The sequence below is a fragment of the Priestia koreensis genome (assembly GCF_001274935.1).
In the GTDB taxonomy this organism is placed as follows: domain Bacteria; phylum Bacillota; class Bacilli; order Bacillales; family Bacillaceae_H; genus Bacillus_AG; species Bacillus_AG koreensis.
On the sequence record NZ_LILC01000002.1, the window covers coordinates 512,828 to 536,147 of the forward strand.

The following is a 23,320-nucleotide window of genomic DNA, read 5'->3' on the forward strand; positions in this document are numbered from 1 at the left end:
ATTATCATGAAAAAATGGATTATTAGTGTAGTTGCTCTGTTACTTATTTTTCTTATTTGGCAATCCGTCTCCGTATACAACCACACGTTCAAGACCCAGGAAAAGGTCGAAAGCAAAATGGAAAAGACGGTAAAGGAGAAAGCAAACTTAAAAAGCGTTAGTAGTATAACTACGTACTATGGTGATGAGACGTACTACGTAGGGCGCGGTAAAACAAAGAAAAACGAGAAAGTTATCGTATGGATGCCGAAAAATCAGAAAAAACATGATATGATAGTAAAAAAAGTGAGTCAAGGCATTACGAAAAAAGAAGTAAAAGAAAAAGTTCAAGCGGATAAAAACCCTGAAGAGATTAAATCCATCCGTTTAGGGGTTACAAAAGACGATCAAACAAACAAAGAGTATCCGGCATGGGAAGTGACGTATGTCGATTCTGAGAATCGCTTTACATATTACTACGTTGCGTTTGAAACTGGAAAGTTCACGAAGCTTTATCGCTTGTATCAATCTTAATTCTCGAATTCAGGTGAGAACATAGAGAAAACGTGCAAGATATTGTGAATGATTAAACATATGCTGTGAGCAAAAGCGTGTTCAGCTGGATTTCGGGGGCGTTTCATTTTGTGAGCGTTCACGAAGACTAGAAGAATAAATTCGAACAATACTTACTTTTAATTGTAGGGGGAGATTTCGTTGAAACTAGCCAAACGAGTATCAGCACTAACACCATCTTCAACTCTTGCGATCACCGCAAAAGCGAAAGAATTAAAAGCAGCAGGTCATGATGTGATTGGTCTAGGTGCTGGAGAGCCTGATTTTAATACGCCTGAACATATTATTGAGGCAGCTGAAGCTGCGATGAAAGAAGGACATACAAAGTATACGCCTGCTGGAGGGCTTGCTACTTTAAAAGAAGCAATTATTAAAAAGTTTGAACAAGATCAGCACATTCAGTATGCGGCAAATCAAGTTATTGTATGTTCCGGTGCAAAGCATGCGCTCTATACATTGTTTCAAGTGCTTTTAGATGAAGGAGACGAAGTCATTATCCCAACACCATATTGGGTAAGCTATCCGGAGCAAGTAAAACTTGCGGAAGGAACGCCTGTATATGTGGAAGGAAAAGAACAGAATCACTTTAAAATTACGCCTGAGCAGCTAGAATCGTCCATTACAGAGCGTACAAAAGCAGTTATTATTAACTCACCTAGCAATCCAACGGGGGTTATTTACAGCGCTGGAGAGTTAAAAGCGTTAGGCGAAGTTTGCTTGAAGCATGACGTTCTGATTGTGTCTGACGAAATTTACGAAAAGCTTGTGTATGATGGTGCAACGCATACGTCTATCGCGGAGCTATCTCCTGAATTAAAAGAGCAAACGATCATCATTAATGGGGTATCCAAATCACATTCAATGACAGGGTGGCGCATTGGATATGCAGCAGGAAATGTAGACATTATTAAAGCAATGACAAACCTTGCGAGCCACAGTACATCAAATCCAACGTCGATCGCACAGTACGGGACAATCGCTGCATATGAAGGAAGTCAAGAGCCTGTTGAAATGATGCGCACTGCGTTTGAAGAACGTCTGACGATTATTTATAAGAAGCTTGTTCAGCTTCCAGGATTCAGCTGTGTGAAACCACAGGGGGCGTTTTACTTATTCCCGAACGTGTCAGAAGCAGTGAAGATGACAGGTTTCTCAACTGTAGACGACTGGGTAGAAGCTATTTTAGAAGAAGAAAAGGTAGCGCTTGTGCCTGGATCAGGATTCGGAGCACCTGATAATGTACGATTATCTTATGCGACGTCTCTTGATTTAGTCGAAAAAGCGATTGAGCGCATTGAACAGTTTATGAATCGCCACATGAAATAAATAGCAGAGGTAAGACATTCTTTTGAAAAGGGTGTCTTACCTTTTTTCAATGACTGTATGAGTCGAGTGTCAAGCTTGCGTTCATAAAGAAAATACAGGGGGATGTTTCCTTTTGAAGGTCACCCCTTGTTATTATGTGTGTCGAATTGTATAATGATAGGGATTATACATACTATTTGTACTGTAAGTTCTTGGAGGGGTTTATATCGTGAAGATTACGATTTCAGAAGTAAACAAGCACGTGGGCGAAGAAGTAACCATTGGTGCTTGGCTTGCAAATAAACGTTCAAGTGGAAAAATTGCTTTCTTACAGCTTCGTGATGGTACGGGCTTTATGCAAGGCGTTGTTGTTAAAGCAGAAGTAGGAGAAGACGTATTTCAACTTGCGAAGTCCACAACGCAAGAGTCTTCTTTATATGTAACAGGTGTTGTACGTGAGGACGAGCGTTCACCGTTTGGTTATGAATTAACGGTAACAAACGTCGAGTTAATTCATGCAGCGGTTGATTACCCGATCACACCAAAAGAGCATGGCACAGAGTTCTTAATGGATCATCGTCATCTTTGGTTGCGTTCAAAGCGTCAGCATGCGGTAATGAAAGTTCGTAACGAAATTATTCGTGCGACATATGAATTTTTCAATGAGAATGGATTTACAAAAATTGATCCGCCAATTCTAACAGGAAGTGCTCCTGAAGGAACAACGGAACTATTCCATACAAAATATTTTGATGAAGATGCTTATCTTTCTCAAAGCGGTCAGCTTTACATGGAAGCAGCTGCAATGGCGCTTGGAAAAGTGTTCTCATTCGGTCCAACATTCCGTGCTGAAAAATCGAAAACTCGTCGTCACTTGATTGAGTTTTGGATGATCGAACCGGAAATGGCGTTCTGTGAATTTGAAGATAACCTACAAGTTCAAGAAAATTACGTATCACATGTGGTTCAATCTGTGCTTAAAAATTGTTCATTAGAATTAAATACGCTTGGTCGCGATCTTTCTAAATTAGAAAATATTAAAGCACCATTCCCGCGTATTACGTATGACGATGCACTGAAGTTCTTACATGAAAAAGGATTTGACGATATTCAGTGGGGTGATGATTTCGGTGCACCGCACGAAACGGCAATCGCTGAAAGCTATGACAAGCCGGTATTTATTACACACTATCCAACATCTCTAAAACCTTTCTATATGCAACCAGATCCAAATCGTGAAGATGTTGTATTATGTGCAGATTTAATTGCGCCAGAAGGTTACGGTGAAATTATCGGTGGATCAGAGCGTATTCATGATAACGACTTATTGCAAAAACGCGTGAAGGAACATGAATTAGATCCTGAAACATACAAGTGGTATTTAGAACTTCGTAAATACGGTTCTGTACCTCATTCTGGATTTGGACTAGGTTTAGAGCGCACAGTGGCATGGATTAGCGGCGTTGAACACGTACGTGAAACAATTCCATTCCCACGTCTATTAAACCGTTTATATCCTTAATCTATAAACATCTACTCATTAAAAAGTGATGTGTCATCACTGTCATATGAACCGTCGTGAACGTCCAATCAAAATGGATAGCATGGCGGTTCATCTTATTTTTTAGGGCATAATGAAAAAGATTCAGTCGCATTCAAAAAAATTTATCCCCACACTTTTTAAATGAAGAAGGACTTCATGGTATACTTACAATTGAGGTGTTCAGAATGGAAAAAAACAAAATGGCAGAGTGGTTATCAGAAGGAAGCGTCGCAATTCCGAAGCTTCTCATGAATCATTATGCTGAATTAGGATTAAATGAACAAGAGTTTATGATGATCTTGCACATCCATGTAGCAATTGAGGGAGGAAATGATTTTTTAACTCCTGAGGAAATGTCTAAAAAGATGAGCATCTCGGCTGCTAAATGCATGGAAGTGTTAAGAAAGTTACTGAAAGAAGGATTTATTGGCATTGAACAAAAGCAGGACCCTTCTTCAATGATTGCTGAATTTTATACGCTTCAGCCGCTTTGGTATAAGCTTGTTTCCTTGCTTTTTGACGAAAATAAAAAGCATAAGCAAATTGAGCAAGAAGAAGAGGAAGCAAATTTATACACGATGTTTGAAAAAGAATTTGGACGTCCTCTTTCACCGTTTGAATGTGAAACGCTCGCGATGTGGCAGGACCAAGATTATCATGATTCTGTAATTATTAAAGCTGCTCTTAGAGAAGCGGTGATGTCAGGAAAACTGAACTTCCGCTATATCGATCGTATTTTATTTGAATGGAAGAAAAATGGCGTCAAAACGATTGAACAAGCAAGAAATCATGGCCAGCGCTTTCGTCAGCATCAGCAAACGAAAAAGCAAGCAGTCAGTCAACCACAGCGCAGCAATGCGATTCCGTTTTTTAATTGGCTTGAGCAATAAGATGGATAGTCGTCGAAACGAAAGATCTTTGCACATCAATAGAACCTGCTCGTTAGGTTGTTGAAAGGATGATTTGAAACGATCACTACCGTTTCGAATGATCCTTTTTTTAGTTTAAATTGAGAAAAAGTGAGGGAAGGTTATGTTAACGTTAAAGCAAATTCGATTTTGTTTGGATACAATGGCTGAAATGTTTCCAGATGCACACTGTGAATTAAATCATCGTAATCCGTTTGATTTAGTTATTGCCGTTGTGCTGTCCGCTCAGTGTACAGATGCACTTGTCAATAAGGTCACGACAGAATTATTTAAGAAATATCATGTACCAGAGGATTACCTGGCAGTAACAGAAGAGGAGCTACAGCATGATATTCGTTCCATTGGTTTATATCGAAACAAAGCCAAAAACATTCGCAAGCTTTGTGAAGACCTTATTCATGTGTATGGAGGGAATGTACCTGAAACACAGGAAGAGCTAGTAAAGCTTGCAGGCGTAGGTAGAAAAACGGCCAACGTTGTGGCATCAGTCGCATTTGGTGTGCCAGCTATTGCGGTTGATACACACGTAGAGCGCGTCAGTAAGCGTCTAGGCATTTGCCGCTGGAAGGATTCTGTTACGGAAGTAGAAAAAACGTTGATGAGAAAAGTGCCAGAAGAAGAGTGGAGCGTAACGCACCATCGTCTTATTTTTTTCGGTCGCTATCACTGCAAGGCACAGTCACCTCAGTGCGACATTTGTCCGCTGCTCGAAATTTGCCGTGAAGGTCAAAAGAGAATGAAGGGTAGGGAGAAAAAATGAGCGAATTAATGATCCCAAAAGATTTTCAGCAAGCACCTTTTTTCCAAGATCTTTATCTATCCTTACGTATCGACACGGAAAAAGATTTTGAAGAACTGCTTCATGATCGTTACTTTCTATATGATATACAAGAAAAATTAGGTGAGGGTGTAGTCAAGCCTTGGACGGATGCTACTTTTTATATTCCGATCGTGTTTCGACGTTGGAAAGAGGAGAAAATCCAGATTGGTGAAGTTTTTCAACAGCGTAAAAACAAAGAGGCAAAAGAACCGATGACTCGCTGGGTCGCACATTTCATTAGCGTTTTATTTTGGATGAATGATCAGCCTGTTCCTGGGATTGTCCATTTGAATGAGCATATTCCGACACTAACTTATAAACCAATTAATGTGTGGGAACGTCTTGCGTTCGTGCTGCAACGTCCGAATCTGCATCACAGCTATAGTCAGCTTTCAGAACTGTACACTGAAATTGAAAAAATCTATTATAAAAAGTCAATTATGAACATAAAAAAATGAACCGTGCGCATCGCACGGTTCATTTTTTTTATGGTGTTGGAGAACTTTCAGGTTGATCTGTTGAGTCTCCATTACCTGGGTTTTTGCCTGGATTACTTGGTTGACCTTGACCAGGAGGCGTTGTTCCTGGAGTTGTTGGCTGTCCTGGCTGGCTTTGACCAGGAGGTGTTGTTCCCGGATTTGTTGGTTGAGTAGGCTGCTGGTTATTGCCACCGCCTGTATCACCATTTCCACCGTTGTCTCCACCTGTATTACCGCCATTATTTCCACCATTATTACCGCCGCTGTTTCCATTGTCATTTCCGGATCCGTTTCCGTTTCCATTTCCGTTATTGTCTCCCGGTTTCTGGCCGTTATCTTGACCGTTGTTTCCGTTATTGTCTCCCGGGTTTGTCTGCCCGTTATCCTCACTACCTTGATCTTCATTCGGATCAGGGGCATTTGGATCTGTTCCTGGATCTTGATTTTCATCTGTTTGACCCGGATCCTCTGCCGGCTGTTCTTCTTCGCCACCAGGAATGCTTACACTTGCATAGGATGGGGCGCTACGAACGCCGTCGTTTACGGCTACGACTTTAAACTTATAGCGAGATCCTGGGTTTGGGTTCGGCAGCGCAACGTTTAACTGATTGGTTGTTGTGAGCTGCTGAGCACCACTACCATCTACTGAAACGCTCACTTCAAAGGATGTTTTACTCATATCCTCATCTGGATACGACCAGTTTAGGTAAATGTGATTTGTTACAGAATCATAATTAGCAGAAAGACCCTGAGGTTTTTTTGCACTAGTTGCTTTGAATTTTTTCGATACTTTTGTTGGCTCAGTACCTTTTACAAAGTATTCATAACCAATTTTATCTTTTGGTGTATAAGCACTTGGCTTACGTGTAGGGAACGAATCTTTTTCAATCGCTACTTTTTCTACACTATCAGGCTGCTTAAACTCACCCGTTTTCTTACCTTCTGAAACATGACCTACGACCTTTTTAAAGATTTCTTTTGCGAAGTTTTTCTCAGTCGGACTTAAAATATAGTTTTTACTGTTTGTTTTTTCATACCCTGTCCAAACAGCTGCCGTATATTTAGGGGTATAACCTGCAAACCAAATATCTGGTACCCCATTAGAAGGAATATCATAGCGATCTCGAACTTCTTTCGGGAAGTTTGTTGTTCCTGTTTTACCAGCTACAGGAAGACCTGCAATTGCGGCCTTTTTACCTGTTCCATCTTCAACAACGGAGCGCATCATTTCTGTCAAAATGAATGATGTATAGTCTTTCATCGCTACTTTTGGTTTTGGACTTAAGTCCATCTCTGTTCCGTCAGGGAAGACAACCTTTGTCACAGTATGAGGTTTGTTATAAATCCCTTCGTTACCGAAGGCACTATAAGCACCTGCAAGTTGCATTGGCGTAATCCCATGCTCAAATCCTCCAATAGAGTAGGATTCTGGAATGCTTTTTTCAAGTGGAATGCCAAGACCTGTTGCAAATTCACGCGCTTTATCCGCTCCAGCTGCTTGGAATGCTTTAAGAGCTGGGATGTTACGAGAGTCTGCTAGAGCCTGACGGATGGTCATCCATCCTTTGTACCCACCCTCAAAGTTTTTAATTGGTGTACCGTTCGTATACGAATAGCCTTCTTCATCGTTAATTGGTTCAGCTGTAGACCACTTTAATTTATCTACAGCAGGGCCGTAGTCTAAAATTGGTTTGATCGTCGAACCCGGCTGTCTAGGGAAGTCTGTTGCAAAGTTGAGCCCGCGGGCTACGCGATTTCTTCCTCCGCCAATGGCCTGAACTTCGCCTGTTTTTGTGTCTAATAACACCATTCCGACTTGGAAGTCTTTATTCGGGTATTGAACAATCTCATCCGTATTCATGGCACGGTCCATATAATCCTGTGCATCTGGATCAAGCGTTGTATGAATTTCTAAACCAGCTGAGAAAATGTCAGCACCGGTTTTTTCTTTGATTTCCTTAATCACTTGGTCTACAAATACCGTGTACTTGTCTTCTGTTTTGTCTTGTTTCACAAGACCTTCTGTAATCGGCACCTGTTGGGCCTTTTTAGAATCTTCTTTCGAAATAAATCCGTGTTTCGCCATTAGCATTAACACCGTATCACGGCGATTCTTCGCACGATCTGGGTTAACGTAAGGGTTATACGTTGTTGGTGCTTTTGGCAATCCAGCAAGCATTGCCGCTTGCTCAATTTTTAAGTCTTTCAAATCTTTCACGCCATAGAAGTGATCGGCGGCTTCTTTAATTCCGTAAACTGGTGCAGAGCCTGATGCAAAATAAATTTTGTTTAAGTACATTTCCAAAATTTTATTTTTGGAGTACTTTTGCTCCAGTTTGAACGATAGCCACATTTCTTGTACTTTACGCTTAACGGTTTTCTCAGGTGATAACACCGAGTTTTTCACAACCTGCTGCGTAATGGTACTTGCTCCTTCAGAACCAAACCCGTCTTTAAAGTTTGCTAGTACAGCGCCTCCTAGACGATAGAAGTCTACGCCGTGATGCTTGTAAAAGCGAGCATCTTCCGTCGCAAGAAATGCGTTTTTTACAGATTCAGGAATTTCATCATAATTCGCATATGTACGTCTATTAATTCCAAGTTCTGCAATCTTGTTGCCATTTTTGTCATAAATTTTAGAAGAAAGGGGATCTTTCAGCATTGCATCATCAATTTTCGGTGCATCACTAATCATTGCAAAGAAAGTTGCTGCTCCTGCAATGACGCCGATAATACCGAGTAAAAGGATCGCGACAATGATTTTGCGAAAAATACCTCCACGCTTCTTTTTATTAGGTTTTCCACTGCCGGATGGTTTTTGTTTTCCTTTTCCTTCAGTAGATTTCTTTCTTCGTTCTTCACGAGAAGTATAATTCTCAGACATAAATACTCCTGCCTTTCAAGAAGTGATAAGAGAATGATAAAAACAAAACATATATATCATACTCTTAAAAATACAATTTATCTATTATTTTTATATAATCAATCCGTGGATGAAAGCCGTATCGAATGAGGAATCCCTTTTCTTCAACGTCTTTTTTGGGAATTGATTTTCGTCCGTCTTGTTTCATTTTTTCCCAATATGGAAACAAGTCTTCAGCTTTTAATAGATAAATTTCTTCTGCAGCAGTGAACATAAGGATGACAAATGCAATGCCTTGTTGTTTCACTACCTGTTTCATATGGTGGATTTGATGCTCATGAAAATTTTGCAACGGAAAAGAGGTTTTATTCTTCGTTTCCTTTGCTTCAAAATCAAGATATTTCCCTCGATATACTCCGTTGTAATCGGTTGTAGAAGCTTGTTTAAAGTAGGCTTCTTTGATAACTGCCGCACTTCGTTTTGGGTAATCCACGTTAACAATTTGAACGGGAGTTGGTTTTTTATGTACAACGGCAATATCATGTGATAAATAATATTGATTTGATTCGTTCAAATCTTCTTCAAGCGTCATTCCACGGTTGCTATAGGTTGATTCCTTAACGGTTCGCGCTTTTTCCTTAGGCGAAGCAGGTGTATAAACCTTCCCATTAGGATACCTGATCATCCACAGTCAACCTCCTTCATAAGTGCATCAGAAACATATACTATATCATAACAAAAAACGGACGACTATGGATAATTTAATTATAGCATTCGTACGGTGAGCCGTTTTCTGACCGCTCTGAGACAACATCATTGTTTAAAATATGACCGCTCTCTTCTCATATTTTAAACAAAATGGAAAACAATATAAGCAACTCCCTATAGCTTTTGAAACAAAAGCCATGCTTATTCTAATACGGTGTTTTAATGAAAGCAATAGTATCTATAAAACTCACCTCTATAGAAGGGCGGAGGAAGGTCTTTAATTAGTTATATACGCCTATTCCTTAGCAAGAAATCCTAACGTGGCACTTCAATAGCAACATTATGTTGTATATCACACCCAATAGAAGGATGTGAAGACTTATCGATCGGTTACTTTCATCTATCAAGCAACAAACGTCTTTCTTTAATATGGACAATATTTCCCGGACAGAAGCATATGCAAACTACTATAACAAGCACCGAGAAATTAAGTGGTCGTTTTTAGCCAGTATGGTGTCTCGAAATGCTGGATGGAACATGTGCGATTTGGAAGGGGAATGGATGAGTCAAGCGATTAACCAGAAACAACGAGGCATTCTGTTTCAAACATATGAGCGTGCAAATTGGCTTATCTTTCAAGATGCCTATCCGCAGCTTTTATTGTATGAAGCATCTCTGCAACATCAAACGCCGCTTTTTCATCTTCTTTCACATTTCGGTGTTTCTAGGTTCATGCAGGAACAATGGGAGGAGTTCTGGGAAACAAGGAATGAGAAGATGCTGATGCATGCGTTAATTGTGAACGAACAGAACATCATTCAAAAGCCTGTCATGAAACATCCTTTCTATCAAAAGAAAGTATTCAAATCGTTTGTGTTTCAATTTCAAGACTGGTTGCATTTTAGTTCGGTTCTTTTCCCTACTCTAGAAGGTGAGTTATACGGGTGCTCCGTTCATCATTTTTGGAACGTATCTAAGCGCATTGAGCTCGGGAAAAAGCTAGCACAGCTTCTCTTTGATCCTATGCTATATCCTTTATTTTGGAAGTTTTCACAAAAGACTGCTCATACGGGATCTAGACATGATTATGAGCAGTATTTTCACTCATGGAAAAGACCAACGACGCCAATCCTTCGCATAACGTATCCCATTGTCCATCATCATCAGTCTGAAACAAATGAATGGCTCGTGCGGAAATCGAAAGTGACCCGTTGGATGACGGCTCCAGTGGTATTGAAACAAACCCATTTGACGAGCTGGTATCAGAAAAAAGAGATTGAGCTTCATATGTTAATCTTGGCCGAGCAGTGGTGGAGGAAGAGATAACGAAAAACCTCAACGCGATAAAGTTGAGGTTTTTTAATGTGTGATTTTGTTGCTTAATGGTTACGTAGATGGACGGTTAGGGCCGTTTAACTTCTTGTCCACAAAACCTTTACTCCCTGGTTCAACTTGTGATGTTGTTTTATTTTGCTGATTTTTTTGGTTTGTTTGAGATTGTTTTGACATGTTCAACACCTCCTGATGTTAGTTTTTGCATAGCCGTTCTTTTCATGCACGAAAGTGAAAAATGCTGTCGAAATCTCTTATAGAATAGAGAAAACCACTTTCTTTGCCGAAATAGTTCTAGTTTTGTCAGATGCGAAGGTGTTTGAATTTGAAAAGAGAATATACTTAAAACAAAATCATTTGTGAAATTGAAGGACATGGAGGGATCAAGATGAAAAAGAAATTTGTGAAGAAAGATGAGGTTCTCTCATTATTAGATGATCTATTCCAGCAAATTGAAGCCGTTGAACGTCATATTCCACTTCAAATAAATGAACATCGATATGCAACAGAGCAGCATTTTCAGGAGAAAGCAAATCACATTTCTCACTGTTTGTACGACCTTAATAAAGTGACAGACGAAACGAGTGAACCTGAAGGGTATGTGTGGGAAGCTAAGCGTCTGCTGCTTCGCACCGTGTAATGTTCAATTTCTTTTATTCATGGTACACTGTCATCTAGAGGTGAAGGAACAGATGGCAGATGTAATTCAAACGTTAACAAGCTATTTGCATAAAGAAAACGAAAAGGCACTGCGAAGACTCGAGGAACGGCTTCAAGAAGAAGGGTACGAACCTAATTTTTTCGGAGAAGTAAAACCATACGTGGATGAATTTTATCCGAAGAAAGACGAGTGGCAGGAGCTGTGCAAAGAGTGGATCAAAGAAGAGAAGCCGAAATATATTGCTCCAAATCAAATTGATTCCACCGAAGAAAACTTGAACAATGTGGTGTTACAATCGTTTTATACCGATACAAAAGTGAAGCGCTTTAAGCAAATGTATCAAGCGAATAAATACGTGCTAGAATCCATTTTAACATACAAGGAAAAAGGCAATGAGTCCATTTAATGGTTCATTGCCTTTTTGACGTTATTTTTTCGTTTTTTTGACGGATACCGGGCGATCTCCTTCAGCTGCTACGGGTTCAATCGCAAATTCAACCGTTTCGTGTGTTTTTGCTTCAACCGCTTTTCCAGACTCCGGAAGTTGATGGTCGTGCCCTTTTGTTTTGTGATTAAAATGTTTTCCTCGGCTCATAAGGGTTCCTCCTTTGATTGAATAAGTACCCTTATAATATGAGAAAAGCGAGAAGAAAATATGGCTGGGAAATAAAAAAAGAGAACGTGCCAAAGCTGGAAAAGGTTGGGCCGTTCTCAAAAAAAGTTAATTTTCAAATAAAAAATCAGGTTTTTGAGCACCATGATGCTCAAGTTCGCGAGAAAGTTCCTTGTACTCAGTAATCGTAATTTCTCCTTTTAAGTACTTTTGTTGGGCAAAATCCAGTAATTCATTATGCTGTGGTTCATACTGTTTATGGTTTTTAAAGTGTTCACGAAGTGCTGTAACTTCCATGACAATCCCTCCTAGTACCTTTTTTCCATCGTAACATGAATTTTAAAAATAGACCGAATTCCAAAAATTTAAACTTTCGACAGAATTCAACAACTTTTTTGAGTAGGCGTTTATACACCTTCTTTTTATTTTCTCATACACTAGGAGTAAAATGGACTGAAAAAGGAAAGGAGGTTACGGTAATGAATGGCCCTTATTATTCATCAGAATCAGCGCATCCACGCTTTGATTTATCCACGGCTTTTCCTCATTCACCGTATATGCAGCCGACCTACAATAACCAGCCTATGCCGATGATGGGGTTTCCTACTTACATGGGTATGGGGATGCCCCCAATGGGAAACGGTATGAATCCAGGTGCTCCAATCATGCAAAGTCCACCTGCCAACGGAGGAGCTAATAATCAATCGTTTCCGGTCATGTATCCAACACCTTATCCAAAGTACAATACGCAAAATAAAGCCCAGCCTTCCATTATGTCACAGTTTAAAACGGCAGACGGGAATTATGACATTAATAAAGTAATGAGTACAGCAGGTCAGATGGTTGGAGCGATGAATCAATTGACATCTGTAGTGAAGGGAATTTCAGGAGTGTTTAAAATATAAAAATCATGCAAGAGGGCACCGTTTATGGGGGTGTCCTTTTGCATGTTATATAGAATAAATAGCCGCATTTAAAAGGATAATGTCGTGGTGAATCGATTTTTTTAGGTATGGTTCACTACAGCTTTTGTATTCGCGCATTAAACGATCTCGCTCTTTAATGAACAGCAAAATTTCATCTATGTGAATCATATGGAAAACTCCTCAGTGAAGTATTTTGTTACCTTATAGTACTTTAGACGTATTTCCCCTTTTTGAAACATCTTTTTTCCTCCAAAACGTGTTTTATTTTCTTTTTTCATCTACTAACAGCGTTCAGTAGATGGAATTTTCCGAATGTGTCCAAGCTAATTGATAAATTGTATGAATTTTTTTGTAAAACATTCCGTTTTTGACTGTATTTAAACGTAAGATGAATAAATTTATATATGTGCCAAATTAAAAGTTAAGTGGGAAAAATATGTTTAGTTAGCACAAGGGAAGGGAAAGTAAATTTAAGGAAAGATACGTTTAGATGCGCATTTTTTTTACGAGAAGGAGTCAAACACTTACTATGTATAGGTCATAAGCTAGCCGTTGAACTACTTGGTGTGTTCAATAAACAAGTGTTTTATACGAAGGGCGAAAGAATCTCCACAGTAAAAAATAGAGAACAGGAAGTGAAGTATGTGATTAGTTTTGTAAATGTCGAAAAAGTATATCCCGACGGAACAAGAGCAGTTAAAAGTCTTGACATGACCATTAACGAAGGCGAGTTTTTTGTTTTGATCGGGCCGAGCGGATGTGGAAAGACGACCACTTTGAAAATGATTAATCGTCTGAACGAAACCTCAGATGGAAAAATTTTAATTAGGGATAAAAGCATCCATGATTATAATATCCATGAATTACGCCGCAATATTGGGTACGTCCTCCAACAAATCGCTTTATTTCCGCACATGACGATTGAAGAAAACATCTCAATTGTTCCCGAGTTAAAAGGCTGGGATAAGAAAAAAGTAAAAGCACGTGTTACGGAACTATTAGAACTAGTAGGTCTAGATCCAGAGCAATATCGAAACAGAAAGCCCTCAGAGTTATCAGGAGGTCAACAGCAGCGTATCGGTGTGGCAAGGGCCCTTGCTGCCGATCCACCGGTTATTTTAATGGATGAGCCATTTAGTGCACTGGATCCCATTAGCCGTGAACAGCTCCAAAAGGATATCGTGGCGCTTCAAGCAAAGATTAAAAAAACGATCGTATTCGTCACCCACGATATGAACGAAGCGCTAACGCTTGGTGACCGCGTCTGTTTGATGAAAGACGGGCATGTGGTGCAAATTGGTACACCGGAAGAGTTAGTAAATGATCCAGCAAATGATTTTGTGGAATCATTTTTAGGAAACCGCCAAAACGTATGGGCAACGAATGTCATAGAAGTAGTGAAAAAGTTCCGTGATCGTATGCAAACAATACCTGAAGCTACGACAGCTGAAATAAAATCCAATGCAACCATTGAAGAAGCCTATGAGCTTTTACACCATCATTCGGCTCTTCGCGTACTGCGTCGAAATGAAGAAATTGGTATCGTGACAAGCAGTATGATCCTCGAATTTTTATATGATCATTCAAAAGAGGGAGGGTTTATTGGATCGTGAATACATTTGTGAATTACTTTAACGAACGAGGTCCTGACTTAGGAAAGGCCCTATTAGAACATATTCAAATTTCACTTGTGGCTTTGTTTTTCGCTGTTATCATTTCGGTACCGCTAGGGATTTATTTAACAAGACATAAAAGAATTGCGGAACCCATTATTGGGATTACGGCCATTATGCAAACGATTCCGTCACTTGCTTTACTGGGATTACTCATACCACTTGTAGGAATTGGGAAAGGGAACGCTATTATTGCCCTAACGCTTTATGCGCTTCTACCCATCTTACGTAATACATATACAGGCATTACAGAGGTAGATCCATCGCTATGTGAAGCCTCACGAGCACTGGGAATGACGACGAGACAGCAGCTGACAAAGGTTGAGCTTCCGCTCGCGTTACCGATTATTATGGCGGGTATCCGCACAGCGATGGTTCTTATTATTGGAACCGCTACTCTTGCAGCACTTATTGGTGCGGGGGGACTCGGAGATCTTATTCTATTAGGAATTGATCGAAATGATAATTACCTCATCGTGTTTGGAGCCGTTCCTGCTGCACTACTTGCGTTACTCTTTGATTTTCTACTCCGCTTGATCGAGAAATCAACAAAAAATCGATCACCAAAGCGCGCACTCATTTCGGTTATTGTTGCCGCTCTGGTGCTAGGTACACCGTTTGCCTTTTCACAGGCTGCCAAGTCAGATCTTGTGTTCGCAGGTAAGACAGGGTCTGAAGCAGATATCTTGATTAATATGTACAAGCTACTCATTGAGGATGAGACGGACTTAAAAGTAGATTTGAAGCCAGGCTTCGGAGCTACTACGTTTGTATACAGCGCGCTTAAAAGCAAAGAGATCGACTTGTATCCAGAATACTCTGGAACAGTGATTACGAATCTGATTAAGGAAAAACCGACGAGTCATGATCGAAAAGAGGTATTTGAACAAGCTCGTAAGGGTCTCGATAAAAAAGAAGATTTAGCTCTTTTACAACCAATGAATTTCAATAATACGTATGCTCTTGCTGTACCTGAACAATTTGCAAAAGAGAATAATTTAAAGACGATCTCTGATTTGCAACGAGTAAGATCACAGCTAAAGCCTGGCTTTACGCTTGAATTCTCTGATCGAGAAGATGGGTACAAAGGTATTCAAAAAACGTATGGCTTGCAGTTCTCGAATCTAAAAACGATGCAAGCTAAATTACGCTACCGTGCTATTCATAAAGGCGATATTAATCTAGTGGATGCGTATGCGACGGATGGGGAAATGAAGCAATTTAATTTAAAGATTTTAGAAGATGATAAAAGCATGTTTCCACCCTACCAATGTGCACCCCTGTTACGAAAAGAAACGTTGAAAAAATACCCAGAGTTGAAAAAAATCTTAAATAAACTAGGTGGAAAAATTTCAGATGCTGAAATGCAGGAGATGAACTATGCCGTAAATGCAAAAGGCGAATCTCCGAAAAAAGTGGCAGAAGACTTTTTGAAACAAAAAGGTTTGTTAAAATAAGGACGAAAAGAAGAGGTACTCTCATAGTGAGAGCACCTCTTTTTTTGTAGGTTTTTACGATTAGAAACGTAAATAAGTTTGGTTTCCACGACAGTAGTGACGGGCAGAATCACTGTTGCTTGTTCTATAGTAGCATCCGCGATCAGAGCGGCGAGAACGACGATCAGAGCGGCGGTTAGAACGGCGAGAGCGACGATTAGAACGACGGCGAGAACGGCGAGAACGGCGAGAACGGCGATTAGAACGTTGGTTGGAACGACGAGAACGGCGATTAGAACGTTGGCGGGAACGGCGCGTAGAGCGATTAGAACGACGGCTAGAGCGGCGTGTAGAGCGGTTAGAACGGCGCATAGAACGAACATCTGAACAAACAGAACGCTGTACTTGACGACGGCGGCGTCTGCGAGGACGTTGTTGCTCAATAGGTTCTACTTGCGGCTCTTCAGATCTAGATCTACGTCCGCCGCAAAGGCCTCCGCAGAAGTTGAAACAGCCACAAGGGCGTCTTCTAGGTCTAGGCTCTTGACACATAAAGTCGCCTAATCCATTGGAATGTGCATCGTCTGCAGCATTTCTTAAATATTCGTCATGATAACTCACGATAAAAGCTCCTCCTTTTAAAACTTGGCTCAATTTAGAGGATATAGGTGTTTCCTCTACTAGTAATGTACGTAGGTGATGTCCAAGACGATATGGTTGAATGTACTATTTTCAGAAAAATAGATGAACCGCCTGTAGGTTTTTGACATAGGATTTAATATCGTTGAGATGGAGGGTTCATTTATGAGTATGGAAGTTTGTCAGTTGTACATTAACCCCCGAGACATCCGTCTATTAAAGCAAAACGTCTGGTCGGATGATTTGGTCCCAGGGCAGCTGAAATGGAGAAATAAAAAGGTTGAAGTAGACGCCGTGTATAGGGGAGCTCACATAAGAAAGCTAACGAAAAAGTCATATTATATCGCTTACTATAAGCCAAAGCGTTTATTTGGAGAACAAGAGTGGCACTTAAACGCTGAATATGAAGATCCGTCCTTAATGAGAAATAAGTTGTCACTCGATTTTTTTTCATCTATTGGTGTGCTATCGCCTCGTTCAGAGCACGTAGATTTAACGTTGAATGCAAGAAAGCAAGGGGTGTATTTAAGGCTAGAATCGGTAAATGAAGACTTTCTTCTTGCACGAAACTTACCACACGGTTCCATATTTTATGCCGTCGACGCGGACGCTAATTTTTCTTTAATGAGTGAGCTCGATGACGACGTGAAAAAGTCGCTTGACCTTGGGTATGAGACAAAAGTGGAAGTAGAAGGTGATATGGAACGTCTTCAGGAGTTTATCTACAAAACGAACACGCTCAAGCGTGATGAGTTTGAGAATGAGGTAGAAAATTATTTGGATGTGGATCAATACTTAAGATGGCTCACAGGAATCGTCTGTACGCAAAATTATGATGGCTTTGTCCAGAACTATGCTCTCTACTGTCATGGTGAGAGCAAGCGGTTTTACATGATTCCGTGGGACTATGATGCCACGTGGGGACGCGATTTGACCGGAAAAGAAATGGACCCCGATTATGTAAGGGTTGAGGGCTTTAATACGTTGACAGCACGCCTTCTAGACGTCGAGCGATTTCGTAAACAATATGCAGCTATTTTGACAGAGGTGCTACATCATCAGTTCACCGTTCCATATATGGAGGAGAAAGTGCGTTCACTCTATACGAAAATCAAACCGTCCGTTATGAATGACCCATTTTTGAAAGAGCGATTAGATCAGTTTCATAAGGAACCCGATTTTATCCTAGATTTTATTGAGAAAAGACGTCAAGTGCTGCTAAACGAAGTGGGAAATTTACTCTAGCTGTTGCGCGTATGGGCAAGCGCTGAATTTAAAAGAAATAGGCAGATTAATAGAGTCAAAGCTAGTTTGTGATACGTATATATACAGTATAAACAACCTATATGGATGAATATCAAGGAGGAACAAATATGACGTATCATATTACTGGTATTAGCAGCAAAAAAGCGGATAACACCGCTGGTTGTAGTGGGTTTTCTGGATGTGTCAAACCGTTAGTAGGCAAGCAAGTAAAGGTTAACCGTGGGGGTCCTGAATCAAAAGAAGGAACATTAATTGAAGTGAAAAATGATTTCTTTACCCTTGCTCAGGCTGCTAAAAAACCCAATGAAGCACCACAGTTTGTTTATTTCAACAGTGCACACGTGAAAAGCGTGACCGAAGATTCTAAGGAAAATTCAATGCAAGGAATGATTATGGGTCAAAGCGCTTGTTCAAAAGTCGCTAGCTTCAAAGGCGTACTCGCTTCTCTTAAAGGGCAAAACGTACAGCTGAACTATGGACCTGAGTCAAGCAAAGGATTATTAGTGGACGTAGTAGACAATTACGTTGTGCTTTGTACAAAAGAAGATGGCATTGTGTATCTTGAAGTAGAACACATTAAAAGCGTAACACCAATTATCCCGAAACAGCAAGATGGCAATCGCTCTCAACAAGCATCATTCTGTGACAACCCATCTTATATCAAAACGAGCAGCTTTAAAAACCTATTCAAAATTTTGAGTAATCGCTGGGTAGCTCTAAACGTTGGTGGACCAGAAGCAATTGAAGGTGTACTTGTCATCTCTTCTAAGTGCATTGAAATTGTGAATAATACGCAAATCATTCGCATCAACCCTTCTCATGTTCGTAGTATTAGTGAAGGACCACGTAAAGGACTTAAGCAAGCTGAAAAACAAAATCAACAAGAGAATGGCCAAGAAAACCAACAAGCAGAAGGTGCACAGCAACAGCCGCAACAGCCGCAACAGCCGCAACAACAGCAACAGCCGCAACAACAGCAGCGCAGCAATCGCTCTAGAGGGACACAACAAGAGACAGTTGTAAGAACAAGAAGCTATAAATGGAGAGGTTAATCTTTTCCTAAAGGCAAAAAAGGGTGCATTTTTTGCACCCTTATTTTCAACGAAGGAAAGGAGGCAACGCGATGACAAACCCATTAAAAAGCTATATTGATAAAAATGTAAACATTGAAATTACAGGGAAGACATTTTTTATTGGAAAAGTAGTAGACGTAGGACTAGATATCATCGTTCTAAATGATGGTGAAAAATACCTATATATTCCACTTGTACACCTTCATAATATTAATGAAGAAACTAGTGAAGAATTAACAATTTCCGAGCAAGAATCACCTCTTGATGATACGGACACGATTTCATACCGAAAAACGTTGCAGCAGGCAAAAGGGAAGTTTGTTGAAATATTTGTAACAGGAAACAAATCCATTCATGGATATATTACAAGTGTGCTAAACGACTATTTTGTCTTTTACTCCCCAATCTATAAGACACTCTTTATTTCTCTACACCATTTAAAATGGCTTACTCCGTACAATCATAATTTAACACCTTATACACTTAGTAACGAGGAGCTTCCGGTTAACCCTTCTAATATTCCGCTCGCCCGTACGTTTGAAGAACAGCTGAAAAAGATGGAAGGAAAACTTGTTGTATTCGATTTAGGGGATCAATTCAATAAAAGTGGCCTATTAAAAGGGATTTCAAACAATATTATCGAACTTGTGCAGGCAAATGGAAAAACGATTCATTGGAAGAGCTATCATGTAAAAACCATTCATCTACCATAACCAATGAGAGTGATCTCATTGGTTTGTTTAATGCCAGTTTAAATCCTTTACTGGCTAAATGAATGGGAAAATTAAGATTTTTATAAAAATTCATTGACATTATTCTAATTATTCATTAAAGTAAGTATCAACATCTAAATAATATGAAACTGGTAATACTCTTATCCAGAGTGGCGGAGGGACTGGCCCTGTGAAGCCCGGCAACCATCAGATCAGCGTAAACTGATTTGAACGGTGCTAATTCCTGTAGAACAAAGGTATTTGTTCTCACAGATGAGAGTGGTGGGTTTTTAACCGACACTCTTCATCGTGAAGAGTGTCTTTTTATTTAGAGAAAAACGAGAACACGTAAAAGGAGCGATATGTATGCATATTCATACGAAACTAGTGCAAGCCGGAATTCGAAAAGACCCTTCTACTGGGTCACTGACAACCCCGATTTATCAAGCATCAACCTTTCAACATCCTCGCCTAGGAGAAAGCACGGGATACGACTATTCACGAACGGCTAACCCAACTCGCACAGCGCTTGAAGAAGCCATTGCCGTGTTAGAGGAAGGAGAAGTAGGGCTCGCTTTTTCATCAGGAATGGCTGCGATTACGTCACTTCTTTATTTATTTAAAAATGGTGATCACCTTGTGGTTTCAGAAGACTTATACGGCGGAACATATCGCGTATTAAGCGACATTGTTTCGGAGCATGGCATTACCGTTACATATGTGAATACGGCTCATGCTGAAGAGATTGAAGGAGCGGTGCAACCGAACACGAAAGCGTTGTTCATTGAGACGCCGACAAATCCTCTTACGCACGTAACAGATTTAGAGAAAGCGATTGATATTGCAAAGAAATATGATTTATGGACGATTGTAGATAATACGTTCATGTCTCCTTATTTTCAGCGCCCACTCGCATTAGGTGCAGATCTTGTTGTGCATAGTGCAAGCAAATATATTGGTGGTCATAATGACGTGATTGGTGGATTGGTCGTTGCGAGATCGAAGGAATTAGGGGAGAACGTACGATTTTATCAAAATGCAGTAGGAGCTATTTTAGGACCACAGGATTGTTGGCTCTTAATCCGTGGGTTAAAAACATTAGGTCTACGCATGGAACGACATCAAGAAAATGCGCTCAAAATTGCTCAGTGGCTCACAGAGTGCGAGCAGGTCGAAACAGTTTACTATCCGGGACTAGCGGATCACCCTGGTCATGACATTATGAAGCGTCAGGCAACAGGATTCGGTGGCATGATTTCTTTCACCGTAAAGGAAGAGGAACTCGTCCCGTTTCTACTGGAGCATTTAAAAGTCATTACGTTTGCTGAAAGTCTTGGTGGAGTAGAAAGCTTAATTACGTTTCCAGCTCGTCAAACGCACGCCGATATTCCAGAAGAGATCCGTAATAGCATCGGTGTAACCAATTCGTTACTACGACTATCGGTTGGAATTGAACATGTTGATGATTTAATTGAAGATCTAAAGGAGGTATTCCATGAGTTTGCAAAAACAGCCGTCAACCATTGAGTTTGGAACAAAATTGATTCATGCGAAAACAGGAATTGGAGAACATTACGGTGCAGTAAGCGTCCCAATTTACCAAGTTTCTACCTTTAATCAAGAAGCATCAGACAACGATGGGAAATACGATTATTCTCGTTCAGGAAATCCGACTCGTGAAGCGCTTGAAAATACGATTGCACAACTAGAAAATGGCTATGCAGGCTTTGCTTTTTCATCAGGGATGGCCGCTATTTCTTCCGTCTTGTGTCTGTTTAAATCTGGAGATGAGATTGTCGTCTCGGATGATACATACGGGGGGACCTACCGTGTATTAACACAGCTTTTTAATCGTTTTGGTATTAAAGCTGTATTTGCGGATACGACTAATGTAGCAGCTGTTAAGGAAGCCATTACCCCGCAGACAAAAGCCATTTACCTCGAAACACCGTCAAATCCATTTCTCAGCGTAACGGATATTAAAGAAGTAGCCACTGTCGCAGGGGAACAGGAGATTTTAACGATTGTGGATAATACGTTCTTAACGCCCTACCTACAGCAACCACTAGAGCTCGGAGCAGATATTGTCATTCATAGCGCCACAAAATATATTAGCGGTCATAGCGACGTAGTAGGAGGCCTAGTTGTAACAGCAACAGAGCCTTTGGCAAATGAAATTAAATTTATTCAAAATGCATTCGGAGCGATATTAGGACCTCAAGACTGTTGGCTTTTATTAAGAGGGTTAAAAACGCTAAAAGTGCGTCTAGAGCAACAGCAGAAAACCGCTCATCAGCTTGCACAGTGGCTACAAGAGCATGAAGAGGTGGAAGAAACCTTTTATCCAGGCTTAACATCTCATCCTGACTACGAGTTATCCAAACAGCAAACAAGCGGAGCAGGGGGAATGATTTCGTTTAAGCTTAAAACTCCAGAGCATGCGAAGCAATTTTTACAAGACGTTCAGTTTGCTTCTGTCGGAGTTAGTTTAGGTGGGGTGGAAACGATTTTAACGCAGCCAGCGACGATGTCTCATGCAAGCATACCAGAGGCGAAGCGTCTTGAGCGTGGCATTACCGAATCACTCATCCGTATTTCAGTGGGACTTGAGGAATTTACAGATTTGAAGCAGGACTTTGAACAAGCGCTAGAAAAACATCCCCAAACGGCAAAATGATAAAAAGGAAGCAACGGATGCGTTGCTTCCTTTTTAACGATGTAACAGTTCTTCATATAGTGTGTGATGAAGGCGAATTAACGCTAACTGATCTCCCTCTGGAAGGGAAGATTCTAAAATGCGTGTGAGAGCAAAATGGTACTTCATGTGTAGAGGCTTTCGTACACGAGGGTGTGTCATTTCATCCCCTAATTCTTTTTGAATGGCCTCTTTTAGAGTAAACTCAGCTGTTTCAAGTGTAGGAAGAGCGCGGCTACTCCAAAGCGTGCGGTAAGCTGATAGTAGTTGTTCGTAGTTCATTTCCTTCTCCTTCTAGGTTACGGCCTGTCTAAGAAGGTGGAAAACCTTCTCACGTGATCTAGTACATTTTCTCATGAGAAGGTAGTCGTCGTCCATTAGGAATAGTGAAACCAAGCGCGCACAGCAGCACTTATTTTGAGTGTTTGTGGTTGAATAGGAGTAGAAGAAGCGGCAAATCCTTTATAGGAAGCTTGAAAATCCTGCGTATACTGAGAGGATTCTTCAATGATTTTAAATGGAATTCGCTGAAGAGGAACCTGCATCGTCTGTGCCAAGGTAGCTGCTTTTTCCTGGGCGTTTAATAATGCATCCGTTAAGGCTTGCTGGTAGTATTGCTCAGGTTTTTTAACGCTGAATTGAATGTCCTGAGCTAAATTTGCGCCGCCTGTAAGTGCTGTATCATAGACCTGCCCAGCTTGTTTCACATCGCTAACCGTAATTTCAAATAAATGAAGAACTTCATAGCCAATTAGCGTCGAGTGTCCATCGTGGTAATCATAACGTGGATGAACCGAAAAGGATTTCGTTTCAATTTGGCCATTTTGAATGCCAATTTGATGAAGAGCTTGAATCATATCGTTCGATAATTGAGCATTTTTTTTCAGCGCTTCTTGAACAGTTAATTCTTCCGTGCGAACTCCAATCGTTAACGAAATTTGATCTGGCATGACTTCAATCTCTGATTTTCCGTTTACCGTGAGCGCATTGAGATGATCGTGCTCAAGATAATGATCCTGATGGTAGAGCCCATTCATACAATAAACCTCCGTTCGAAATAATCGTATCCCTCATATATATGTTTCAGTTACCGT

The 23,320-nt window shown here is 40.4% G+C and carries 26 protein-coding genes and 1 riboswitch; of the genes, 17 read left to right on the forward strand and 9 right to left on the reverse strand.

Annotated features, from left to right (window positions below; genetic code table 11):
- Positions 1-6: 6 nt before the first annotated feature.
- The 6 genes from AMD01_RS02510 to AMD01_RS02535 all read left to right on the forward strand — a co-directional run bounded on the left by AMD01_RS02510 (position 7) and on the right by AMD01_RS02535 (position 5,607).
- Positions 7-513, forward strand: coding sequence for a cell wall elongation regulator TseB-like domain-containing protein (locus AMD01_RS02510; RefSeq protein WP_053399804.1), 507 nt, complete (start codon positions 7-9; stop codon positions 511-513).
- 180 nt (positions 514-693) lie between these two features.
- Positions 694-1,878: a pyridoxal phosphate-dependent aminotransferase gene (locus AMD01_RS02515; protein WP_053399805.1), complete on the forward strand. Its 1,185-nt coding sequence runs from the start codon at positions 694-696 to the stop codon at positions 1,876-1,878.
- Positions 1,879-2,086: 208 nt separating this feature from the next.
- Positions 2,087-3,379 (forward strand): asparagine--tRNA ligase, encoded by a 1,293-nt coding sequence (asnS, locus tag AMD01_RS02520; RefSeq protein ID WP_053399806.1) that lies wholly within the window; start codon positions 2,087-2,089, stop codon positions 3,377-3,379.
- Between the two features lie 206 nt (positions 3,380-3,585).
- Positions 3,586-4,290 carry a DnaD domain-containing protein gene (locus tag AMD01_RS02525; protein ID WP_053399807.1) on the forward strand — a complete coding sequence of 235 codons (705 nt, stop codon included), beginning with the start codon at positions 3,586-3,588 and terminating at the stop codon, positions 4,288-4,290.
- A gap of 142 nt (positions 4,291-4,432) precedes the next feature.
- Positions 4,433-5,089, forward strand: coding sequence for an endonuclease III (gene nth, locus AMD01_RS02530; RefSeq protein ID WP_053399808.1), 657 nt, complete (start codon positions 4,433-4,435; stop codon positions 5,087-5,089).
- The gene (locus tag AMD01_RS02535) at positions 5,086-5,607 is read left to right on the forward strand and encodes a YpoC family protein (protein WP_053399809.1); all 522 of its coding nucleotides are present in this window, start codon (positions 5,086-5,088) and stop codon (positions 5,605-5,607) included. The genes nth and AMD01_RS02535 overlap by 4 nt, the downstream gene beginning before the upstream one ends.
- Positions 5,608-5,635: 28 nt before the next feature.
- On the opposite strand, the gene AMD01_RS02540 is transcribed toward AMD01_RS02535, so the two are convergent.
- A complete protein-coding gene (locus tag AMD01_RS02540; protein ID WP_083446387.1) occupies positions 5,636-8,512 on the reverse strand; it encodes a penicillin-binding protein 1A in 2,877 nt (958 codons plus the stop codon).
- Between the two features lie 64 nt (positions 8,513-8,576).
- Positions 8,577-9,176, reverse strand: a complete 600-nt coding sequence (gene recU, locus AMD01_RS02545) for a Holliday junction resolvase RecU (protein ID WP_053399810.1) — start codon at positions 9,174-9,176, stop codon at positions 8,577-8,579.
- A gap of 452 nt (positions 9,177-9,628) precedes the next feature.
- Here recU and AMD01_RS02550 point away from each other — a divergent pair, with 452 nt between their 5' ends.
- A complete protein-coding gene (locus AMD01_RS02550; protein ID WP_083446388.1) occupies positions 9,629-10,525 on the forward strand; it encodes a DUF2515 family protein in 897 nt (298 codons plus the stop codon).
- 60 nt (positions 10,526-10,585) lie between these two features.
- On the opposite strand, the gene AMD01_RS24865 is transcribed toward AMD01_RS02550, so the two are convergent.
- On the reverse strand, positions 10,586-10,708 hold the full coding sequence (locus AMD01_RS24865; protein WP_277933950.1) for a hypothetical protein: 123 nt from the start codon (positions 10,706-10,708) through the stop codon (positions 10,586-10,588).
- 211 nt (positions 10,709-10,919) lie between these two features.
- Between AMD01_RS24865 and AMD01_RS02555 the strand changes: the two genes are divergently transcribed.
- Positions 10,920-11,171 carry a hypothetical protein gene (locus tag AMD01_RS02555; protein WP_053399812.1) on the forward strand — a complete coding sequence of 84 codons (252 nt, stop codon included), beginning with the start codon at positions 10,920-10,922 and terminating at the stop codon, positions 11,169-11,171.
- 52 nt (positions 11,172-11,223) lie between these two features.
- Positions 11,224-11,598, forward strand: coding sequence for a YppE family protein (locus AMD01_RS02560; RefSeq protein ID WP_053399813.1), 375 nt, complete (start codon positions 11,224-11,226; stop codon positions 11,596-11,598).
- A gap of 21 nt (positions 11,599-11,619) precedes the next feature.
- On the opposite strand, the gene AMD01_RS24395 is transcribed toward AMD01_RS02560, so the two are convergent.
- The gene (locus AMD01_RS24395) at positions 11,620-11,787 is read right to left on the reverse strand and encodes a hypothetical protein (protein ID WP_169775921.1); all 168 of its coding nucleotides are present in this window, start codon (positions 11,785-11,787) and stop codon (positions 11,620-11,622) included.
- 126 nt (positions 11,788-11,913) lie between these two features.
- Positions 11,914-12,102 carry a YppF family protein gene (gene yppF, locus AMD01_RS02565; protein WP_053399814.1) on the reverse strand — a complete coding sequence of 63 codons (189 nt, stop codon included), beginning with the start codon at positions 12,100-12,102 and terminating at the stop codon, positions 11,914-11,916.
- Between the two features lie 182 nt (positions 12,103-12,284).
- On the opposite strand from yppF, the gene AMD01_RS23840 reads away from it, so the two are divergent.
- Positions 12,285-12,710, forward strand: a complete 426-nt coding sequence (locus tag AMD01_RS23840) for a YppG family protein (protein ID WP_053399815.1) — start codon at positions 12,285-12,287, stop codon at positions 12,708-12,710.
- A 45-nt stretch (positions 12,711-12,755) separates the two neighbouring features.
- On the opposite strand, the gene AMD01_RS24400 is transcribed toward AMD01_RS23840, so the two are convergent.
- Positions 12,756-12,899, reverse strand: coding sequence for a hypothetical protein (locus AMD01_RS24400; RefSeq protein ID WP_169775922.1), 144 nt, complete (start codon positions 12,897-12,899; stop codon positions 12,756-12,758).
- Between the two features lie 476 nt (positions 12,900-13,375).
- Between AMD01_RS24400 and AMD01_RS02575 the strand changes: the two genes are divergently transcribed.
- Together AMD01_RS02575 and AMD01_RS02580 are read left to right on the forward strand one after the other, a co-directional pair.
- Positions 13,376-14,344: an ABC transporter ATP-binding protein gene (locus AMD01_RS02575; RefSeq protein WP_053399816.1), complete on the forward strand. Its 969-nt coding sequence runs from the start codon at positions 13,376-13,378 to the stop codon at positions 14,342-14,344.
- Complete coding sequence (locus AMD01_RS02580) at positions 14,341-15,861, forward strand: ABC transporter permease/substrate-binding protein (protein WP_053399817.1); 1,521 nt, start codon at positions 14,341-14,343, stop codon at positions 15,859-15,861. The genes AMD01_RS02575 and AMD01_RS02580 overlap by 4 nt, the downstream gene beginning before the upstream one ends.
- Before the next feature lie 60 nt (positions 15,862-15,921).
- On the opposite strand, the gene AMD01_RS24565 is transcribed toward AMD01_RS02580, so the two are convergent.
- Complete coding sequence (locus AMD01_RS24565) at positions 15,922-16,461, reverse strand: hypothetical protein (protein WP_211263372.1); 540 nt, start codon at positions 16,459-16,461, stop codon at positions 15,922-15,924.
- Positions 16,462-16,644: 183 nt separating this feature from the next.
- On the opposite strand from AMD01_RS24565, the gene AMD01_RS02585 reads away from it, so the two are divergent.
- The 5 genes from AMD01_RS02585 (at position 16,645) to AMD01_RS02605 (ending at position 22,208) form a co-directional block, all read left to right on the forward strand.
- Positions 16,645-17,724: a CotH kinase family protein gene (locus AMD01_RS02585; protein ID WP_245638866.1), complete on the forward strand. Its 1,080-nt coding sequence runs from the start codon at positions 16,645-16,647 to the stop codon at positions 17,722-17,724.
- A gap of 128 nt (positions 17,725-17,852) precedes the next feature.
- Positions 17,853-18,797 carry a hypothetical protein gene (locus tag AMD01_RS23850; RefSeq protein WP_053399819.1) on the forward strand — a complete coding sequence of 315 codons (945 nt, stop codon included), beginning with the start codon at positions 17,853-17,855 and terminating at the stop codon, positions 18,795-18,797.
- A gap of 71 nt (positions 18,798-18,868) precedes the next feature.
- Complete coding sequence (locus AMD01_RS02595; RefSeq protein WP_053399820.1) at positions 18,869-19,531, forward strand: DUF6897 domain-containing protein; 663 nt, start codon at positions 18,869-18,871, stop codon at positions 19,529-19,531.
- Between the two features lie 158 nt (positions 19,532-19,689).
- Positions 19,690-19,811: riboswitch (SAM riboswitch) on the forward strand.
- 86 nt (positions 19,812-19,897) lie between these two features.
- Positions 19,898-21,058 carry a trans-sulfuration enzyme family protein gene (locus AMD01_RS02600; protein ID WP_053399821.1) on the forward strand — a complete coding sequence of 387 codons (1,161 nt, stop codon included), beginning with the start codon at positions 19,898-19,900 and terminating at the stop codon, positions 21,056-21,058.
- Positions 21,027-22,208: a trans-sulfuration enzyme family protein gene (locus AMD01_RS02605; protein WP_083446389.1), complete on the forward strand. Its 1,182-nt coding sequence runs from the start codon at positions 21,027-21,029 to the stop codon at positions 22,206-22,208. The genes AMD01_RS02600 and AMD01_RS02605 overlap by 32 nt, the downstream gene beginning before the upstream one ends.
- Positions 22,209-22,241: 33 nt before the next feature.
- Here the strand turns inward: AMD01_RS02605 and AMD01_RS02610 are convergent, their stop codons facing one another.
- Both AMD01_RS02610 and AMD01_RS02615 read right to left on the reverse strand, forming a co-directional pair.
- Positions 22,242-22,508 carry a hypothetical protein gene (locus AMD01_RS02610; protein ID WP_053399822.1) on the reverse strand — a complete coding sequence of 89 codons (267 nt, stop codon included), beginning with the start codon at positions 22,506-22,508 and terminating at the stop codon, positions 22,242-22,244.
- 95 nt (positions 22,509-22,603) lie between these two features.
- The gene (locus AMD01_RS02615) at positions 22,604-23,263 is read right to left on the reverse strand and encodes an SIMPL domain-containing protein (protein ID WP_053399823.1); all 660 of its coding nucleotides are present in this window, start codon (positions 23,261-23,263) and stop codon (positions 22,604-22,606) included.
- Positions 23,264-23,320 lie beyond the last annotated feature (57 nt).

Bases quoted from the DNA above. Each gene is read 5' to 3' on its own strand.
- AMD01_RS02510 (WP_053399804.1), top strand. From the start codon at position 7: ATGAAAAAATGGATTATTAGTGTAGTTGCTCTGTTACTTATTTTTCTT.
- AMD01_RS02525 (WP_053399807.1), top strand. From the start codon at position 3,586: ATGGAAAAAAACAAAATGGCAGAGTGGTTATCAGAAGGAAGCGTCGCA.
- nth (WP_053399808.1), top strand. From the start codon at position 4,433: ATGTTAACGTTAAAGCAAATTCGATTTTGTTTGGATACAATGGCTGAA.
- AMD01_RS02535 (WP_053399809.1), top strand. From the start codon at position 5,086: ATGAGCGAATTAATGATCCCAAAAGATTTTCAGCAAGCACCTTTTTTC.
- AMD01_RS02540 (WP_083446387.1), bottom strand. From the start codon at position 8,512: ATGTCTGAGAATTATACTTCTCGTGAAGAACGAAGAAAGAAATCTACT.
- recU (WP_053399810.1), bottom strand. From the start codon at position 9,176: ATGATCAGGTATCCTAATGGGAAGGTTTATACACCTGCTTCGCCTAAG.
- AMD01_RS02550 (WP_083446388.1), top strand. From the start codon at position 9,629: ATGGACAATATTTCCCGGACAGAAGCATATGCAAACTACTATAACAAG.
- AMD01_RS24865 (WP_277933950.1), bottom strand. From the start codon at position 10,708: ATGTCAAAACAATCTCAAACAAACCAAAAAAATCAGCAAAATAAAACA.
- AMD01_RS02555 (WP_053399812.1), top strand. From the start codon at position 10,920: ATGAAAAAGAAATTTGTGAAGAAAGATGAGGTTCTCTCATTATTAGAT.
- AMD01_RS02560 (WP_053399813.1), top strand. From the start codon at position 11,224: ATGGCAGATGTAATTCAAACGTTAACAAGCTATTTGCATAAAGAAAAC.
- AMD01_RS24395 (WP_169775921.1), bottom strand. From the start codon at position 11,787: ATGAGCCGAGGAAAACATTTTAATCACAAAACAAAAGGGCACGACCAT.
- yppF (WP_053399814.1), bottom strand. From the start codon at position 12,102: ATGGAAGTTACAGCACTTCGTGAACACTTTAAAAACCATAAACAGTAT.
- AMD01_RS23840 (WP_053399815.1), top strand. From the start codon at position 12,285: ATGAATGGCCCTTATTATTCATCAGAATCAGCGCATCCACGCTTTGAT.
- AMD01_RS24400 (WP_169775922.1), bottom strand. From the start codon at position 12,899: ATGATTCACATAGATGAAATTTTGCTGTTCATTAAAGAGCGAGATCGT.
- AMD01_RS02585 (WP_245638866.1), top strand. From the start codon at position 16,645: ATGAGTATGGAAGTTTGTCAGTTGTACATTAACCCCCGAGACATCCGT.
- AMD01_RS23850 (WP_053399819.1), top strand. From the start codon at position 17,853: ATGACGTATCATATTACTGGTATTAGCAGCAAAAAAGCGGATAACACC.
- AMD01_RS02595 (WP_053399820.1), top strand. From the start codon at position 18,869: ATGACAAACCCATTAAAAAGCTATATTGATAAAAATGTAAACATTGAA.
- AMD01_RS02600 (WP_053399821.1), top strand. From the start codon at position 19,898: ATGCATATTCATACGAAACTAGTGCAAGCCGGAATTCGAAAAGACCCT.
- AMD01_RS02605 (WP_083446389.1), top strand. From the start codon at position 21,027: ATGAGTTTGCAAAAACAGCCGTCAACCATTGAGTTTGGAACAAAATTG.
- AMD01_RS02610 (WP_053399822.1), bottom strand. From the start codon at position 22,508: ATGAACTACGAACAACTACTATCAGCTTACCGCACGCTTTGGAGTAGC.
- AMD01_RS02615 (WP_053399823.1), bottom strand. From the start codon at position 23,263: ATGAATGGGCTCTACCATCAGGATCATTATCTTGAGCACGATCATCTC.